Below are 16,171 nucleotides of genomic sequence, written 5' to 3' on the forward strand. Positions count from 1 at the left end.
CGAGTGTTCAACCACCCTGCACCGCCGTCACCACTTCCACCTTGGCGCCGTCGGACAGCACGGTGTCCCACTCGGACCGAGGCAGCACCGACCAGTTCAGCGCCACCGCAATGCCCTTATCGGGAAATCCCAGGGTGTCGAGCATCGTTGTCACCGTGGCGTTCTCGTCGATCTGGACGTCCTCGCCATTGACGATCACCAACATGTCGGCACCTCACCTTTCAACACGGCTACCTTCAACTCGGATTCCTTCAACTCGGCCGCGATCCGATCGGCCGTCCACGGCGCCAGCAGAAAACCCGAGCGACCGTGGCCCGCAGCCACCAACGTGTTTTCGTCGAGCCTGCCCACTAGCGGCACACCGTCGGGCGTCATGGGGCGCAGGCCCGCGGCACACTCGGCGAGTTCGTACTCACCGAGCGCGGGCATGACCTCGCACGCGTCGTCGAGAAGGTCGCGCACACCCGATACGGCGGGCGCGGTGTCACGGCCGTGCTCGTACTGCGTCGCACCGATCACCAGCCCATCCGGACGAGGCACCAGGTACACCTGCCTGCCGTGCACCCGGGCGCGGATAACCCTGCGCGGCAGCGGCATACAGCCCTTGCGCCACCGCAGGCGCAGCACCTCACCCTTGACCGGCCGGATCGCAAGACCGGGCCACAGGGCCGGGGCGTCGATACCGTTGGCGATCACCGTGGTATCCGCGTCACGCGTCTCGTCGAGCGACTCCACCGGCGGCGCCCATTGCACACCGAGACCCTCGCACGCGTCCGCGAGGGCGGCGACGAGCGCTCGGTTGTCAACGGCGAGTTCGGTTTCCGCGATGAAACCGTGCCGGATACCTTGAGCGAGCAGGGGTTCGACATCCCGGGCAGATCTGGTCAGCGTCACGGGCTGCCCCTGCGCGCTGAGCCACTCACCCACCGTCCGCAGATCCTCGGCATCGGCGCGGTCCACCGCCACCACCAACGACTCGCGGGCGGTGACCACCTCGGCGGGCAGGCCGTCAAGGAAGCCCTCATGCCACAGCCGCAGCGACTCGAGGCCGATCTGCAGCAGCGTCTCCTCACCCGGCCAGCCCTCACTGTGCGGTGCGAGCATTCCGCCCGCCACCCACGACGCACCGTGATCGGCGGTGCGGTGCACCCGCACCGACCACCCGTCGAGCGCGGCACGGCGGGCCACGGACAAGCCGATGACACCACCGCCGACGACGGCGAGACTTCGCGCCGGTGAGCCGGCCATTGAATCCGGAGACATCCTCTTCCTGCTCCCTTCGCCGGCATGACCCGGATCAGGTGTGACGGTAAGGGCAGGATGCGTGCCCACTCTCAGTCCTCGATCCCGGGACTCCCGTGTTGTCCGGTCCACTTTACTCTCGCGGTGTGCGTGAAATCCGTGAGCGTCTCAACACCGCCCTGCTCTACCTGTGCACCGACGCGCGCCGGGAGCGGGGTGATCTGGCGTCATTCGCCGATGCGGCACTGCGCGGCGGCGTCGATCTCATCCAGCTGCGGGACAAGGGCTCGGCGGGTGAGCAGCAGTTCGGCCCGCTGGAGGCGGCGGCCGAGCTAGATGCCCTGGAGATTCTCGGCGATGCGGCCCGACGCCACGGCGCACTGCTGGCGGTGAACGATCGCGCCGACATCGCCCGCGCGGCCGGGGCCGACGTGCTGCACCTCGGACAGGATGATCTGCCGCTGCTGCTGGCCCGCGATGTCATCGGTCCCGGCCCACTGATCGGGCGGTCCACCCACGATGAGACGCAGGTGGCGGCCGCGGTGGCCGAGGAGGTCGACTACTTCTGCGTCGGCCCCTGCTGGCCGACGCCCACCAAACCGGGCCGGTCGGCACCGGGCCTGGACCTGGTCCGCTACGCCGCCGAATCGGGTTGTGAGAAACCGTGGTTCGCGATCGGCGGAATCGACGCGCAGCGGCTTCCCGATGTGCTCGAAGCCGGTGCACGACGTGTCGTCGTGGTGCGTGCGATCACCGCCGCCGATGACCCGGAGGCCGCGGCACGCGATCTGAAATCGGCGCTCAGGGCTGCCCGTTGACCAGCATCGGGATGGACGCAGCGACGCTGCGCACCTGATCCCAACTGGCCGCGAACCCGGGGTGCAACGGCAGATCGACGACGTCGGCCTCGGCGACCCAGCGCAGTTCTGTGCTCTCGCCGTTGGGTCGGGTGGCCAGCGGCTTGGCCGCGTCCGCGATGACGGTGGTGTAGGTCCAGGCCGGTCCGTCGGGTCCGGGCACCTCCGAGGTCACCACCGATGTCCGCACCGTCATCAACTCCGCCGTCAGGCCCGCCTCCTCATGGGCCTCCCGGACGGCGGCCTCCTCGACCGACTCGTGGCTGTCCCTGGCTCCGCCGGGCAAACCCCATGTGCCGCCCTGATGGCTCCACGCCGCCCGATGTTGTAGCAGCACGGCCGCGCCGCCATCACCCCACGGGGCACGAAGGAGAAGACCCGCGGCACCGTGCCTGCCCCAGTAGTGGGCACCGCTGTCTGACAACACCCAACCGTCTCCGTCGCCTCGCACTCCCCAAGGATAGGAAACCCACGTCGATACTGGTCGACCTGGAATCCCCCCGAGTCGGTCCAACAACTCTTAGAATTTTTTTATAGAATCGATTTCTCGAGACAGCTCGCCGGAAAGTTGAGGTCCGCGCACAGGTGACCGTGGAGTTGGCGCACCCATCGACCGAGCCGCTCGCGTCACGGTCGCCGACCACTCCAGCGCATCCGCGCTGGTGGTTCCTCTGGACCACACCTGGCCGAATCCTGACCATCGGCGTCGTGCTGTCCACTCTCGTGGTCCTCTCCGCGTTCGCGACATCGACCACGATCAACGATCGACAAGAGGCGCTGACCCGGGTCCTCAACCACACCGAGCCCCTCGCCTTCGCAGCGGGCGAGCTGTACACAACGCTGTCGGTGGCCGACGCCGCGGCGGCAACCGCCTTCATCGCGGGCGCCGAACCGCGCCCCGTCCGGCAGCGCTACGAGCAGGCCATCACCGACGCTGCCGTCGCGGTGACCCGCGCGTCGAGCGGGCTGACCGATGAGCCGATGGTCGAACTGCTGGGTCGCATCAACGCGCAACTGGCGGTGTACACCGGCCTAGTCGAGACTGCCCGGACCAACAACCGGGCCGGCTATCCCGTCGGATCGTCGTACCTGTCCGAGGCGTCATCGCTGATGCAGACCCAGATCCTGCCCGACGCACAGCGGCTCTACGAGGAGACCTCCCGGCGGGTGGACGTCGAGACCACCGCATCCACCCGAATTCCCGCGCCGGTGATCCTGGTGGTGCTGGCGACCCTGCTGTTCGGCGCCTTCGCGAACCGGTGGCTGGCGCGGCACACCCGACGCCGCGTCAACGTCGGCTTCGTGGCGGGCGGGATGGCGGTCCTGGTGATGATCATCTGGGTGGGCACGGCGCTGATCATCTCCACCGCGGACAGCCGCAGCGCCAAGAGCACCGCCGCCGAGTCGCTCAAGACCGTCACCACCATGGCGATCACCGGGCAGCAGGCCCGTGCCGACGAGACGCTGTCGCTGATCCGTCGCGGCGATGAGGGGGTGCGCAAGCAGTCCTACTATCAGCGCATCGACACGATGCAGCAGCAACTGGCGGACTACCTCGGCCGCGAGGACGCGATCGACAAGAGCGATCTGGCCGATGCCGAACAGCTGCTCAGAAAGTGGCGAGCCGCCGACGACCGGATCAACGCCTACATCGCGGTCGGCAACTACTCGGCCGCCACCCAGGTCGCGCTCGGCACCGGCCAGGACGACTCGACGCCTGCGTTCGACAAGTTGGACGCCGCACTGAACAAGGGCATCGCCGAGAGCCGCAAGCAGTTGCGCAGCGATATCGTCAACGCGCGCCGGGTGCTCTCGGGGGCCACCGTGGGAGCGGCGCTGCTGAGTGTGACGGCGGCGGTCGCGGTGGCGCTGGGCCTGTGGCCCCGACTCAGCGAGTACAGATGATGAATATGAAGACCTTGCTCGCGGCGCTCAGCGCGGTGGTGATGCTCGCAGGCTGCGGCGAGTCGGCGCCCGAACTCGCGGTGCCCAGCGTGACGCTGGCCCCGCCCACGCCTGCGGGCATGCGGGAGGCACCGCCCGAACCCGTGCAGCTGCCGATCACCGAGGACGACTGCAGCGCGAGCCTGCGCCCCTTCCCCACCAAGGCCGACGGGGCCGAGGCCGTCGAGAACATCCGCAACCGGGGCAGGCTCATCGTCGGCCTCGACATCGGCAGCAACCTGTTCAGCTTCCGTGACCCGATCACCGGAGAGATCACCGGTTTCGACGTCGACGTCGCCGGTGAGGTGGCGCGAGACATCTTCGGCACCCCGTCACAGGTCGAGTACCGCATCCTGTCCTCGGCCGACCGGATCACCGCGCTGCAGAACAATCAGGTCGACATCGTCGCCAAGACCATGAGCATCACCTGCGAGCGCAAGGAACTGGTCAACTTCTCCACGGAGTACCTGTCGGCCCATCAGCGCATCCTGGCTCCACGGGACTCCGCCATCACGCAGGCCTCCGACCTGTCCGGTAAGCGGGTGTGCGCGGTTACTGGCACCACGTCGCTGGACCGGGTCCGGCAGATCAATCCCTCGCCGGTGGTGGTGGAGGTCGTGACCTGGGCCGACTGCCTCGTCGCGCTGCAGCAGCGTCAGGTCGACGCCGTCAGCACCGATGACACGATCCTGGCGGGCCTGGTGGCCCAGGACCCCTACCTGCACATCGTCGGGCCGAGCCTCAACGAGGAGCCCTACGGCATCGGCATCAACAAGGAGAACGACGGCCTGGTGCGGTTCGTCAACGGGACCCTCGACCGGATCCGACGCGATGGCACGTGGAACACGTTGTACCGCAAGTGGTTGACGGTTCTCGGGCCGGCGCCCGCCCCACCCGTTCCGAGATACGAGAACTGATGGCCGGCGACCCGAAACCCGATGAGGGCACCGACGTGCCCAACGACGACGTGCCCGACAACGACGTGCCCAGCGGCGACGTGCCCGACGATGACGATTACCCGAGCACCCAGCCGGCCGACGCCATGACGTACGACTCCCTGGCCACCATGCGACCGATGGCCACCCAGGCGGTGTTCCGGCCAGACTTCGACGACTCCGGGGGCAACTCGGTCAGCACCGTCGAGACCGAACCGCAGACCACGACGATGACGCGCCGGTGGTCGCCGATCCGCCGACTCGGCGGCGGGCTGGTCGAGGTACCGCGGGTTATCGAGCGCGATCCGCTGGCAGCCCTGATGAAGAACCCGGTGGTGGCCGAGTCCAAGCGGTTCTGCTGGAACTGCGGCAAGCCGGTGGGACGCTCGTCCGCCGACGGCAAGGCGTTGTCCGAGGGCTGGTGCCCACATTGCGGTAGTCCGTATTCCTTTCTGCCGCAACTGAGCCCAGGCAGCATGGTGGCTGACCAGTACCTGATCAAGGGCTGCGTGGCGCACGGTGGCCTTGGCTGGATCTACCTGGCGCTGGACACCAACGTCAACGACCGGCCGGTGGTGCTCAAGGGCCTGGTCCACGCGGGTGACGCCGAGGCGCAGGCCATCGCGATGGCCGAGCGTCAGTTCCTCGCAGAGGTCACCCACCCGGGGATCGTGAAGATCTTCAACTTCGTCGAGACCGATGACAAGCACGGCGACCCCGTCGGCTACATCGTGATGGAGTACGTCGGCGGCACCTCGCTCAAACCGGCCAAGGGCACCAAGCTTCCGGTCGCGCAGGCCATCGCCTACATGCTCGAGATCCTGCCCGCGTTGGGCTATCTGCACTCGATCGGCCTGGTCTACAACGATCTCAAGCCCGAGAACATCATGATCACCGAGGAGCAGCTCAAGCTCATCGACCTCGGCGCGGTGTCGCGGATCGGCTCCTACGGATTCCTCTACGGCACACCGGGTTACCAGGCTCCCGAGATCGTGCGGACGGGCCCGACCGTGGCCACCGATATCTACACCGTCGGCCGCACGCTGGCCGCGCTGACCCTGGACATGCGTACCCGTAACGGACGCTACGTCGACGGGCTGCCCGAGGACGATCCCACTCTCACGCAGTACGACTCCTTCGGCCGACTGCTGCGTCGCGCCATCGACCCCGACCCGCGCCGCAGATTCGCCAGCGCCGAGGAGATGTCCTCTCAGCTGCTCGGTGTGCTGCGCGAGGTTGTGGCCAGGGATACCGGAGTTCCGCGCGCCGGCCTTTCGACGGTGTTCAGCCCGTCGAGGTCGACGTTCGGCATCGACCTGCTCGTCGCGCACACCGACGTCTACCTCGACGGCCAGGTGCACTCCGAGAAGCTGACGGCGCAGGAGATCGTGCGGGCGCTGCCGGTGCCGATGGTCGACCCGGCCGACGTCGGCGCGACCATCCTGTCCGCGACGATGCTGAGTCAGCCTGTGCAGACCCTTGACTCGCTACGCGCGGCCCGGCACGGCACGTTGGAGGCCGAGGGTATCGACCTGTCGGAGTCCATCGAGCTGCCACTCATGGAGGCCCGTGCCCTGCTGGATCTCGGCGACGTGGCGAAGGCCAACCGAAAGCTCGACGATCTGTCCGACCGAGTCGGCTGGCGATGGCGGCTGGTGTGGTACCGCGCGGTGGCACAGCTGCTGTCCGCCGACTACGACGCGGCGATCAAACACTTCACCGAGGTGCTCGACACGCTGCCAGGCGAGCTGGCGCCCAAGCTCGCGCTGGCCGCAACCAGCGAGCTGGCGGGCGCCGCGAGCGCCGAGGTGTTCTACAAGACGGTCTGGAACACCGACAACGGGGTGATCTCGGCAGGTTTCGGGCTGGCCCGGGCACAGTCGTCGGATGGTGAGCGCGCGGCCGCCGTCAAGACTCTCGACCAGGTTCCGCCCACCTCAAGACATTTCACCACCGCACGGCTCACCAGCGCGGTGACCCTGTTGTCGGGGCGCTCGGGCAGCGAGATCACCGAGGACCAGATCCGCGATGCCGCCCGCCGTGTGGAGGCACTGCCGGACACCGAGCCGCGCGTCCTGCAGATCCGGGCGCTGGTGCTGGGCACGGCGATGGACTGGCTGGCCGACAACACGGCCAGCACCAATCACATCCTCGGATTCCCCTTCACCGAACACGGGCTGCAGTTGGGGGTCGAGGCGTCACTTCGCGGGCTGGCCCGGTTGGCGCCGTCGCAGGCGCATCGCTACGCCCTGGTGGATCTGGCCAACAGCGTCCGCCCGATGAGCACGTTCTAGATCGCAGCCACGCAGGCCCGCGCGATCGCGAGTTCCTCGTCGGTGGGGATGACGAGCACCGTGGTGGGTGAGTGCTCCGCCGAGATCCGACGCGGTCCGCGCGCCGGACTGTCGTTGAGGTGCTCGTCGAGTTCGATGCCCAGTGGCGCAAGGCCACTCAGGGCGTCGCGGCGCACCATCGCGTCATTCTCCCCCACCCCCGCGGTGAAGGTGATGACGTCGGTGCGGCCCAGCAGCGCCAGGTAGGAGCCGATGTACTTGCGCAGCCGGTGGATGTACACGTCGTAGGCCAGCTTGGCGTCGGCGTCACCGGCCTCGATATCGCGGTGCAGGACCCGGAAGTCGATCGCCCCGCCGAGGCCCAGCACTCCGGATCGGCGGTTCAGCATCGACTCGATGTCCTCGACACTCATCCCCGCCTCACGCCAGAGGTACACCAGCACACCGGGATCCACATCACCCGAACGCGTGCCCATCACCAGGCCCTCCATCGGAGTGAGCCCCATCGAGGTGTCCTGGGGTCGGCCGCCGACGATCGCCGAGGCCGACGCTCCGTTACCCAGGTGCAGCACGATCTGGCTGAGGGACTCCAGCGGCGCCTTGAGGAAGTCGGCGGCCTGTTCGCTGATGTACTGGTGCGACGTGCCGTGGAACCCGTAGCGCCGAATCCGCCACTGCTCGGCGACATCCCGGTCGATGGCGTACGTGGCGGCCGCGGCAGGCAGATCGTGGAAGAACGCCGTGTCGAACACCGCGACATGCGGCAGATCGGGCAGCACCCTGCGTGCCACCTCGATGCCGAGGATCGCAGGCGGGTTGTGCAGCGGCGCAAGCGGTGACAGCGACTCGAGCGTCGCGATCAGCGCGTCGTCGACGACGGTGGGCTGATAGAAGTCGGGGCCACCGTGCACCACCCGGTGGCCAACGGCCACTAGGCCGAGCTCGTCGAGCCGGTGCCCCTGTTCACCCAGGACGTCGAACGCCGTACGCAGCGCCGCCTCGTGGTCGGGGATCTCCCCCTCGCCGATCCGCTCGACGATTCCATCGGTCACCTGACGGCCCGATTCGGGTTCCACGACGGCGTACTTGAGCGATGACGATCCGCAGTTGAGGACGAGGACCGTGGGCACCGGCGATCCGGTTGGTCCGTTCACTTGCCCTGCGCCTGAATTGCGGTGATTGCCACGGTGTTCACGATGTCCTCGACGAGCGCACCCCGGGACAGGTCGTTGACGGGTTTGTTGAGCCCCTGCAGGACCGGTCCGATGGCGATGGCCCCCGCGCTGCGCTGTACGGCCTTGTAGGTGTTGTTGCCGGTGTTGAGGTCGGGGAAGATCAGCACGGTCGCCCTTCCTGCCACAGCAGACTCCGGCATCTTGGTGGCCGCCACCGAGGGTTCCACCGCGGCGTCGTACTGGATGGGCCCCTCGACCAGCAGCGACGGTTCCCGTTGTCGCACCAGTTCGGTTGCCGCCCTGACCTTGTCGACATCGGCCCCGGTACCGGACGTGCCTGTCGAGTACGACAGCATCGCCACCCGCGGATCGATGCCGAACTGGGCCGCGGTACGCGCTGAGCTGATCGCGATATCGGCCAGCTGCTCCGAGGTGGGATCGGGCACGATCGCGCAGTCACCGTAGGCCAGCACCTCGTCGGCCAGACACATCAGGAAGATGCTGGACACCGTCGAGACGTCGGGCATCGTCTTGATGATCTCGAACGCGGGCCGCACAGTGTGCGCGGTGGTGTGCCGAGCACCCGACACCATGCCGTCGACCATGTCGTTGTGCACCAGCATCGTGCCGAAGTAGGAGACGTCGTGGATGACCTCGCGGGCCTGCTCCACGGTCACACCCTTGTGCTTGCGCAGTTCGGCGTACTGGGCTGCGAACTGATCGCACAGATCGCTGGTCTGCGGGTTGAGCACGGTGGCCGTCGACAGGTCCACGCCGAGTTCGGCGGCCCTGGCTCGCACGGCGGGCTCGTCACCGAGGATCGTCAGGTCGGCAACCGCCCGCTGCAGCAGCCGTCCGGCGGCCCGCAGGATGCGGTCGTCCTCTCCCTCGGGGAGCACGATCCGCTTGCGATCGGAGCGTGCCTGGTCGAGCAGCTGGTAGGTGAACATCTGCGGCGTGACCACTGACGGAATCGGAATCGACAGCTGTGCAATGAGTTCCGCAGTGTCGACGTGTTCGTCCATGAGTTCGAGCGCGGTGTCGATCTTGCGCTGCGAGCTGGTTGTCACGCGGCCGCGCGTCTGGGCGACCGAACGCGCGGTGTCGTAGGTGCCGAGGTCGGTGGCCACGATCGGCAGGCGCAGGCCCAGACCCGCAACCAGCGCCGCGATCGACGGGTGCAGCGGCAGCCCGCCGTTGAGGATTATGGCCGACAGGGACGGAAAGCCCTCGGCGGCGTGCGCGCTCGCCATGGCGAGCACGACATCGGAGCGATCACCAGGGGTGATGACGGCCATCCCCTCGGCCAGTCGCTCCAGCACGTGCTCGGCGGTCATACCGGCGACCAGCACGCCCATCGCCTCGCGGGTCAGCAGATCCGCGTCACCGCTTATGAGAGTCCCGCCCACCGACGTGAGAAGCTCCCCGACCGAGGGCGCGATGAGCAGCGGCTCCTCCGGAATCACATAGCACTTCACGCCGTCGGAGGCGGCGCGCTTGAGCGCGGCGGCGACAGCGTCGAGTTCTGCCGGTGCGCAACGGTTCGCCACCACCGCGGCGGTGTGGGCGTGTTGTCCGGCGATCTCGGCCAGGCACAGTTCCACGACATGGGTGACCTCGTCGGGCGTGCGGTCCGCGGCGCGCACTGTCAGCACCACCGGTGCGCCCAGATTCACCGCTATGCGGGCGTTGACGCTCAGCTCGCTGGGCGAGGCGACGTCGGTGTAGTCGCTACCCACGATGAGCACGACGTCGCACCGCTGCGCGACCTGGTGGTAGCGGTCGACGATATCGGCCAGCGCGCCGTCGGGATCCTCGTGCAACTGCTGATAACCGACGCCGACGCACTCCTCGTAGGTCAGGCCGGCCGTGGTGTGAGCGAGGAGTAGCTCCAGGATGTAGTCCCGATCCTCACCCAATCGCGTGATGGGCCGGAACACCCCGACCTTTGCGACGGTGGCCGCCAGCCGGTGCAGGATTCCGAGCGCAACAGTCGACTTACCTGTGTCGCCCTCGGGTGAAGCGATGTAGATGCTGGATGCGAAACCGGGGCCGTCGGGCACGCCCATAGCCTTTCACCATCGGCTCTCGCGCCGCCAGCCCGCACCCGACTTGATGGGTGATCCGGGTCCTGCTCAGCCTGTGAGGTGCGGATTTGCAGATCCGGGCCACGCTGCTGCCTCGTGCGCGACCATGGAGTGATTGACGGTCGGGAAGATAGCGGGGGATGACCAGTCCAGTCGGTGATACAGAGGATCGGTGCGGCTCGTGCGGCAACGATCTGCGGGCAACGTCGCGCTTCTGCGATGCGTGCGGCTCACCGGTGTCTCCACAGACCACCCCTGGCGAGCACAAGCAGGTGACGGTGCTGTTCGCCGACGTCGTCGGGTCGATGAAGCTCGCGGCGACGCTGGACGGCGAGCGCCTCCAAGAGGTCATGCACGAGCTGTTCAATCGGGCCGCGGCTGTCGTTCAGTGCTACCAGGGCACGGTCGACAAGTTCACCGGCGATGGGTTGATGGCACTTTTCGGCGCCCCGGTGGCGCTCGAGGACCACGCGCTGCGGGCCTGCATCACCGCACTTGAGATTCAGTCGATGGCCCAGCGATATGCCGCCGAGGTACTGCGCCGTGACGGCGTGTCGCTACAGCTTCGGATCGGCCTCAACTCGGGTGAGGTGATCGCAGGCGACATCGGCTCCGGCCCGGGGCGCTACACGGCAGTGGGCCACCCCGTGGGAATGGCCCAGCGCATGGAGGCCGGCGCGCCTCCGAATGGAATCCTCTGCTCACACTCGACGACACGGCTCGTCGAGGATGCCGCCCGTCTCGGGTCTGCCGAGACCATTGTCGTCAAGGGTATGGACGCACCGGTGCAGGCACGGCGGCTACTCGGGGTCGAGGCCGATCGGATGCTATTGGGCCGCAATGAGGGCACCATGCTGGGCCGCGATGCCGAGATGGCCCGGTTGCGTGCCGTTTTCGCGGCGAAGCGGGGTTGTCTTGTCGGAATCGTCGGGGCCCCCGGCCTTGGCAAGAGTCGACTCGTCAGCGAACTCACCGCGATAGTCAGCCCGGAGTGGGATCTGGTGCTGGCCCGCTGCGAATCCCACACCACAACGCATGCGTTTCGTGCGTTGTCACGGTTGCTCCGGGCCATGTTCAAGGTGGAGGGCCTCAGCGCGGCCGAGGCCCGTGATCACACGTCGGCACAGTGTCGGGGATTGCTCTCACCGACGTCTGCCGATACCCACATCCTGTTCGAGGCCATGCGTATCGCCGACAATGACGGCCCACCGGTGCAGGTCAACGTCGACGGCCGACGCCAGCATCTGGTCGAGATCATGGCGCAGTTTGTGCTCGCACGCGCTGTGCCAACCGTGTTCGTGCTCGAGGACGCGCATTGGATCGATGCGCCCAGCGACGACGTCCTTGCCGGTTTCGCCGCCAGACTTGACGCGACGACATCGGTTTTCGTCACGACGTATCGACCCGAGTTCCGCGGGGCACTCGACCAGAACACCGCCGACACCATCGCGCTGCAACCACTGAGCGATTCGACTACCAAACGCCTGGTCGGCCAGCTCCTCGGCGACCACCCCTCGCTAACGCAACTGGTGAACAGGATTGCGGTCGCCGCGGTCGGCAACCCGTTCTTCGCCGAGGAGATCGTTCGAGATCTTGCCGGGCGCGGCCTGCTCTCGGGTGGCCGAGGCGCGTATCGACTCATGTCCGATATCAACGATATCGCCGTTCCACCAACGGTAATGGCGGTGCTGGCCGCCCGTATTGACAGGCTGACCGCACAGACGAAGTCGGTCCTCAACACCGCAGCGGTGATAGGAAGTCACTTCGACATCGACACCCTGAGCGCCCTGCTTCCAGAACCCCTGGCTCCGCGGTTGGCCGAGCTGGTTTCGGCGGAACTCATCGATCAGACGGAATTCCTGCCACAGCAACGCTATTGCTTTCGACACCCGTTGGTGCGGGCCGTCGCCTACGAGTCGCAGTTGAGCACGACCCGTGCCCACGTCCATCGCAGGCTCGCATCCGCACTCGAGGCGCGCGACCCGCGCGCGGTCGACGAGTACGCGGGCCAGATCGCCACTCACCTCGAAGCCGCCCACGAGTTCACCGAGGCCCACCGCTGGTATCTGCGCGCGGCCGACTGGCTGCGGTCTCGAGACCTCCCCGCCGCCCGCGCGAAATGGGAGAGCGCACAGGTCATCGCCGATCGCCTACCGGACGATCATGACGGTGTCATAGCCATGCGGATCGTGCCCCGCTCCATGCTGTTGTCGACACAGTTCTACGTCGGCGGCGATCCCGCGGCCGACGAACGCTACCGCGAGCTAGGTGACCTCGCGCGCGGAAGTGGGGATCTACGGTCGCTGGCGATCGCCATGGCGGGGCGGATCTGGTCTTTCACCGTCAACGAGAATCGCATTCGCGAAGGCGCCGCGCTGGCAGCAGAACTCACGGAGTTGATCACCACCATCCGCCTCGACGCGGACACCATGGGCATCGTCCTCAACTCGGTGGCCTTCGCCCGGTTCGCCGACTGCGATTTCGATGCCGCACTCGAGGTGATCAAGTCACTCGAGGCGCTGGCCGGGGATGTACCCGCGATGGAACTCGCCCCCGCCGTCGCACTACGAGGTTTGGTCGAGTGCTTCCGCGGCGACGCCGACGAGGGTTGGCGGCACATGCGCGAGGGCATGGCACAGGCGCGGTTGCTGCCGCCCGTGAACTACGCTGCCATATCAGTCTATTGGGGCATCCTGGCCGGGTCCGGCATGTGTGTGGCCGACGATCTCATCGATGATGTCGGTGAGGTGTTGCGGCGCGCCGAATCGTTGGGCGACATCCTCGGACTCGTCGCCGCACAGTTCTCCTATGGAACGGTGCTGCTGCGCGCCGATACGGCGTTCCGCGATGCCGCGATCGCGGAGTTACAACGCGCGCGCACCAGCATTCTCAAACGCAGGCTGAGCGAGATGATGTTGCCGTCGATAAGTGCCGATCTGGCGATACACACCACCACCGCCGAGGAAAGCGATGACGCGATCGCTGAACTTCGTCAGCTGGTTTCACAGGGGATCGCCAGCCGCTCAATGCTTCTCGTGGGTTGCCCGAGCGAGGCTCTCATCGAACTGCTCATTGCGCGGGGATCGACCGCCGACATGCGCGAGGCCCACCTGATTCTCGACCGATGGGAGGTGTGCAGGCCGGGGATCGCGATGCTGGACCTGTGGTGGCTGCGATCACGCGCCTTGATGGCTCGGGCGGAAGGCGACACGACACGCTTCGGCGAGCTTGCCGGGCAGTATCTGGCGCTCTGCGAGAAGGTCAACGCCCGCGGCCGACTTGCCGGAGCGCGTCAGCTAGTCGATACGACGAGTTGAGCAGCTATGGCAACGGTTCTGGCCTACACATCGCCCGCACTCGGTCACCTGCTCCCGATGAGCGCGCTGCTGTCAGAGCTGAGCGGCCGCGGCCATTCGATTCACGTGCGAACGCTGGCAGACGGTGTCGGTCTCGCGGAGACACTGGGTTTCGGCGCGACCGCGATCGATCCGCGAATCGAGGAGATCGAGCTCGACGACTGGAAGGCCCCCAATCCCCGCGCCGCGCTGAAGGTCGGGGTGGCGGCGTTCGGCCGACGGGCCAGCCACGAGATCGGCGATCTGACCCGCGCAATAGCAGCCGTGGCACCGGACGCAGTCCTGATCGATGCGAATTGCTGGGGAGCCCAATCACACGCCGAGGCCAGCGGAATCCGATGGGCGTCGTTCCTGCCGTACCCACCGCCGCTGAACTCGGCTGGTGTCCCACCGTTCGGGCTCGGACTGAGACCGCTGCCCGGTGTGGTCGGTCGAGTCCGTGACGCCGCCGTTCGCCGCACAGTCACCCGCCTGCTGGAGAACGTCATGCTCGGCCCGATCAACGAGGTCCGTGCGGATGTCGGCGTGGCGCCGGTGGCATCGATGGACGAGTTTCTGCGGCGGGCGGAACTGATCCTGGTCGCCACCGGTAAGCCGTTCCAGTACCCGCAGACCGACTGGGGCGATTCGGTGCAGATGATCGGGCCGTGCGTGCTCGATCAGGGGCCGGACGAGGTCCCCGATTGGCTGACCGCGATCGACCGACCAATCGTCCTCGTCACGACATCGTCGGAGAGACAAGCCGACACGACGCTCGTTCTGACCGCGCTGGCCGCGCTGGCCGATGAACCGGTGCACGTGGTTGCCACCATGCCTGCCGGGCAACCCGACGACATTGCGGCGCCGCCCAACGCGACGGTGCGCCGGTTCGTCCCACACAGCGTGGTGCTTGACCGCGCAGTGTGCGCGGTGACGCACGGCGGCATGGGCGCGACGCAGAAGGCGCTCGCTCTTGGCCTCCCCGTCTGCGTGGTGCCGTTCGGCCGCGACCAGCTCGAGGTGGCACGACGCGTCGAGGTGGCGCAGTGCGGCACCCGGCTGCCCGCCAGGCGGCTGTCGGCTCCGCGGCTGCGGGCAAAGGTGCTGCAGTCGATGACGATGACCGCGGGCGCGCAGCGGGTGGCCGCGGGGTTTGCGAGCACCGGTGGGGTCGCGCGTGGCGCCGATCTGTTCGAACGTCGCGTGCTCGGCCTCACCGACGACTGAGCGTCGAGCTACCCCAGCTTGCGCAGCCGCGGCTCCAGGTCCCTCTTGAACAGTTCGAGGAACCGTCGCTGATCGTGGCCGGGCGCGTGGAACACCAGGTGGTTGAGGCCCCAGTCGACGTAGTCCTTGACCTTGGCGACCGCCTCGTCGGGATCTGAGGCGACGATCCAGCGCTTGGCGACCTGTTCGATGGGCAGCGCGTCGGCGGCCTTCTCCATCTCGATCGGGTCGTCGATGGAGTGCTTCTGCTCCGCGGTCAGCGACAGCGGCGCCCAGAACCGGGTGTTCTCCAATGCCAGTTCGGGATCGGTGTCATAGGAGATCTTGATCTCGATCATCCGGTCGACGTCATCGGGGTTCTTGCCCGCGGCCTCGGCACCCTCGCGCATCGCGGGGATGAGCTTGTCCTTGTACAGCTCCTCGCCCTTGCCGGAGGTGCAGATGAAGCCGTCGCCCGCACGGCCGGCGTACTTGGCGACCTGGGGTCCGCCCGCGGCGATGTAGATCGGGATACCGCCCTCAGGCACGTCGTAGATCGATGCGCCCTTGGTCTTGTAGTAGTCGCCCTCGAAGTCGACACGGTCGCCGAGCCAGAGCTCGCGCATCAGCCGCACCGACTCGCGCAGCCGCGCGTAGCGCTCCTTGAACTCGGGCCACTCCCCCTCGTACCCGGTGGCGATCTCATTGAGCGCCTCACCGGTTCCCACGCCGAGGAATATGCGATCGGGGTAAAGGCAGCCCATCGTGGCGAACGCCTGCGCGATCACGGCGGGGTTGTAGCGGAATGTCGGCGTGAGCACCGATGTGCCCAGGACGAGCCTCTTCGTACGCTCGCCGACGGCCGTCATCCACGCCAGCGAGAACGGCGCGTGGCCACCCTCGTGACGCCACGGCTGGAAGTGATCGCTCACAGTGGCGCTGTCCATGCCGTGCGCCTCGGCCTCAACGGCCAGTTCAACGAGTTCGCGCGGGGCGAACTGTTCTGCCGACGCCTTGTATCCCAACTTCAGTTCAGCCATTTTCCGTCCCTGCTCCTCGCGTGCGCACCCCTTAGTTTCTACTCCTGCCCTTACAC

12 protein-coding genes and 1 riboswitch are annotated in these 16,171 nt (G+C 67.2%); of the genes, 6 read left to right on the forward strand and 6 right to left on the reverse strand.

Annotated features, from left to right (window positions below):
• Positions 1 to 7 precede the first annotated feature (7 nt).
• Complete coding sequence (gene thiS / locus ABIA65_RS22140; protein WP_241401250.1) at positions 8 to 205, reverse strand: sulfur carrier protein ThiS; 198 nt, start codon at positions 203 to 205, stop codon at positions 8 to 10.
• A complete protein-coding gene (gene thiO / locus ABIA65_RS22145) occupies positions 196 to 1,263 on the reverse strand; it encodes a glycine oxidase ThiO (RefSeq protein ID WP_241401251.1) in 1,068 nt (355 codons plus the stop codon). Before thiO ends, thiS begins: the two co-directional genes overlap by 10 nt.
• Positions 1,258 to 1,370: riboswitch (TPP riboswitch) on the reverse strand. (Overlaps the previous gene by 6 nt.)
• 18 nt (positions 1,371 to 1,388) lie before the next feature.
• Between thiO and thiE the strand changes: the two genes are divergently transcribed.
• A complete protein-coding gene (thiE, locus tag ABIA65_RS22150; RefSeq protein WP_354524903.1) occupies positions 1,389 to 2,060 on the forward strand; it encodes a thiamine phosphate synthase in 672 nt (223 codons plus the stop codon).
• Here thiE and ABIA65_RS22155 read toward each other — a convergent pair.
• On the reverse strand, positions 2,044 to 2,550 hold the full coding sequence (locus ABIA65_RS22155; RefSeq protein WP_241401253.1) for an NUDIX hydrolase: 507 nt from the start codon (positions 2,548 to 2,550) through the stop codon (positions 2,044 to 2,046). The genes thiE and ABIA65_RS22155 overlap by 17 nt on opposite strands.
• Positions 2,551 to 2,684: 134 nt before the next feature.
• Here ABIA65_RS22155 and glnX point away from each other — a divergent pair, with 134 nt between their 5' ends.
• Genes glnX through ABIA65_RS22170 form a run of 3 tightly spaced genes read left to right on the forward strand, consistent with a single transcriptional unit; the run spans position 2,685 to position 7,272 of the window.
• Positions 2,685 to 4,004, forward strand: a complete 1,320-nt coding sequence (glnX, locus tag ABIA65_RS22160; RefSeq protein ID WP_241401254.1) for a protein kinase G-activating protein GlnX — start codon at positions 2,685 to 2,687, stop codon at positions 4,002 to 4,004.
• On the forward strand, positions 4,004 to 4,960 hold the full coding sequence (locus ABIA65_RS22165) for a glutamate ABC transporter substrate-binding protein (RefSeq protein WP_371747141.1): 957 nt from the start codon (positions 4,004 to 4,006) through the stop codon (positions 4,958 to 4,960). Before glnX ends, ABIA65_RS22165 begins: the two co-directional genes overlap by 1 nt.
• Positions 4,960 to 7,272: a serine/threonine-protein kinase PknG gene (locus ABIA65_RS22170; protein WP_354524904.1), complete on the forward strand. Its 2,313-nt coding sequence runs from the start codon at positions 4,960 to 4,962 to the stop codon at positions 7,270 to 7,272. Before ABIA65_RS22165 ends, ABIA65_RS22170 begins: the two co-directional genes overlap by 1 nt.
• Here the strand turns inward: ABIA65_RS22170 and ABIA65_RS22175 are convergent.
• Together ABIA65_RS22175 and pta are read right to left on the reverse strand one after the other, a co-directional pair.
• Positions 7,269 to 8,426 (reverse strand): acetate kinase, encoded by a 1,158-nt coding sequence (locus ABIA65_RS22175; RefSeq protein WP_502919600.1) that lies wholly within the window; start codon positions 8,424 to 8,426, stop codon positions 7,269 to 7,271. The two genes, ABIA65_RS22170 and ABIA65_RS22175, sit on opposite strands and share 4 nt — an antisense overlap.
• Positions 8,423 to 10,516, reverse strand: a complete 2,094-nt coding sequence (gene pta, locus ABIA65_RS22180) for a phosphate acetyltransferase (RefSeq protein WP_241401258.1) — start codon at positions 10,514 to 10,516, stop codon at positions 8,423 to 8,425. The genes ABIA65_RS22175 and pta overlap by 4 nt, the downstream gene beginning before the upstream one ends.
• A gap of 158 nt (positions 10,517 to 10,674) precedes the next feature.
• Here pta and ABIA65_RS22185 point away from each other — a divergent pair, with 158 nt between their 5' ends.
• Positions 10,675 to 13,851, forward strand: a complete 3,177-nt coding sequence (locus tag ABIA65_RS22185) for an ATP-binding protein (protein ID WP_354524905.1) — start codon at positions 10,675 to 10,677, stop codon at positions 13,849 to 13,851.
• Positions 13,852 to 13,857: 6 nt separating this feature from the next.
• The gene (locus ABIA65_RS22190) at positions 13,858 to 15,096 is read left to right on the forward strand and encodes a glycosyltransferase (RefSeq protein WP_354524906.1); all 1,239 of its coding nucleotides are present in this window, start codon (positions 13,858 to 13,860) and stop codon (positions 15,094 to 15,096) included.
• 8 nt (positions 15,097 to 15,104) lie between these two features.
• Here the strand turns inward: ABIA65_RS22190 and fgd are convergent, their stop codons facing one another.
• Positions 15,105 to 16,115, reverse strand: a complete 1,011-nt coding sequence (gene fgd, locus ABIA65_RS22195; protein ID WP_241401261.1) for a glucose-6-phosphate dehydrogenase (coenzyme-F420) — start codon at positions 16,113 to 16,115, stop codon at positions 15,105 to 15,107.
• Positions 16,116 to 16,171: the final 56 nt, after the last annotated feature.

Origin of the sequence: Mycolicibacterium sp. 624, from assembly GCF_040548615.1 — a bacterium.
Classification (GTDB): domain Bacteria; phylum Actinomycetota; class Actinomycetes; order Mycobacteriales; family Mycobacteriaceae; genus Mycobacterium.

Coding starts and splice junctions, on each gene's coding strand:
- ABIA65_RS22170 (WP_354524904.1), top strand. CDS start 4,960: ATGGCCGGCGACCCGAAACCCGATGAGGGCACCGACGTGCCCAACGAC.
- thiO (WP_241401251.1), bottom strand. CDS start 1,263: ATGTCTCCGGATTCAATGGCCGGCTCACCGGCGCGAAGTCTCGCCGTC.
- thiS (WP_241401250.1), bottom strand. CDS start 205: ATGTTGGTGATCGTCAATGGCGAGGACGTCCAGATCGACGAGAACGCC.
- fgd (WP_241401261.1), bottom strand. CDS start 16,115: ATGGCTGAACTGAAGTTGGGATACAAGGCGTCGGCAGAACAGTTCGCC.
- ABIA65_RS22165 (WP_371747141.1), top strand. CDS start 4,004: ATGAATATGAAGACCTTGCTCGCGGCGCTCAGCGCGGTGGTGATGCTC.
- ABIA65_RS22185 (WP_354524905.1), top strand. CDS start 10,675: ATGACCAGTCCAGTCGGTGATACAGAGGATCGGTGCGGCTCGTGCGGC.
- ABIA65_RS22190 (WP_354524906.1), top strand. CDS start 13,858: ATGGCAACGGTTCTGGCCTACACATCGCCCGCACTCGGTCACCTGCTC.
- pta (WP_241401258.1), bottom strand. CDS start 10,516: ATGGGCGTGCCCGACGGCCCCGGTTTCGCATCCAGCATCTACATCGCT.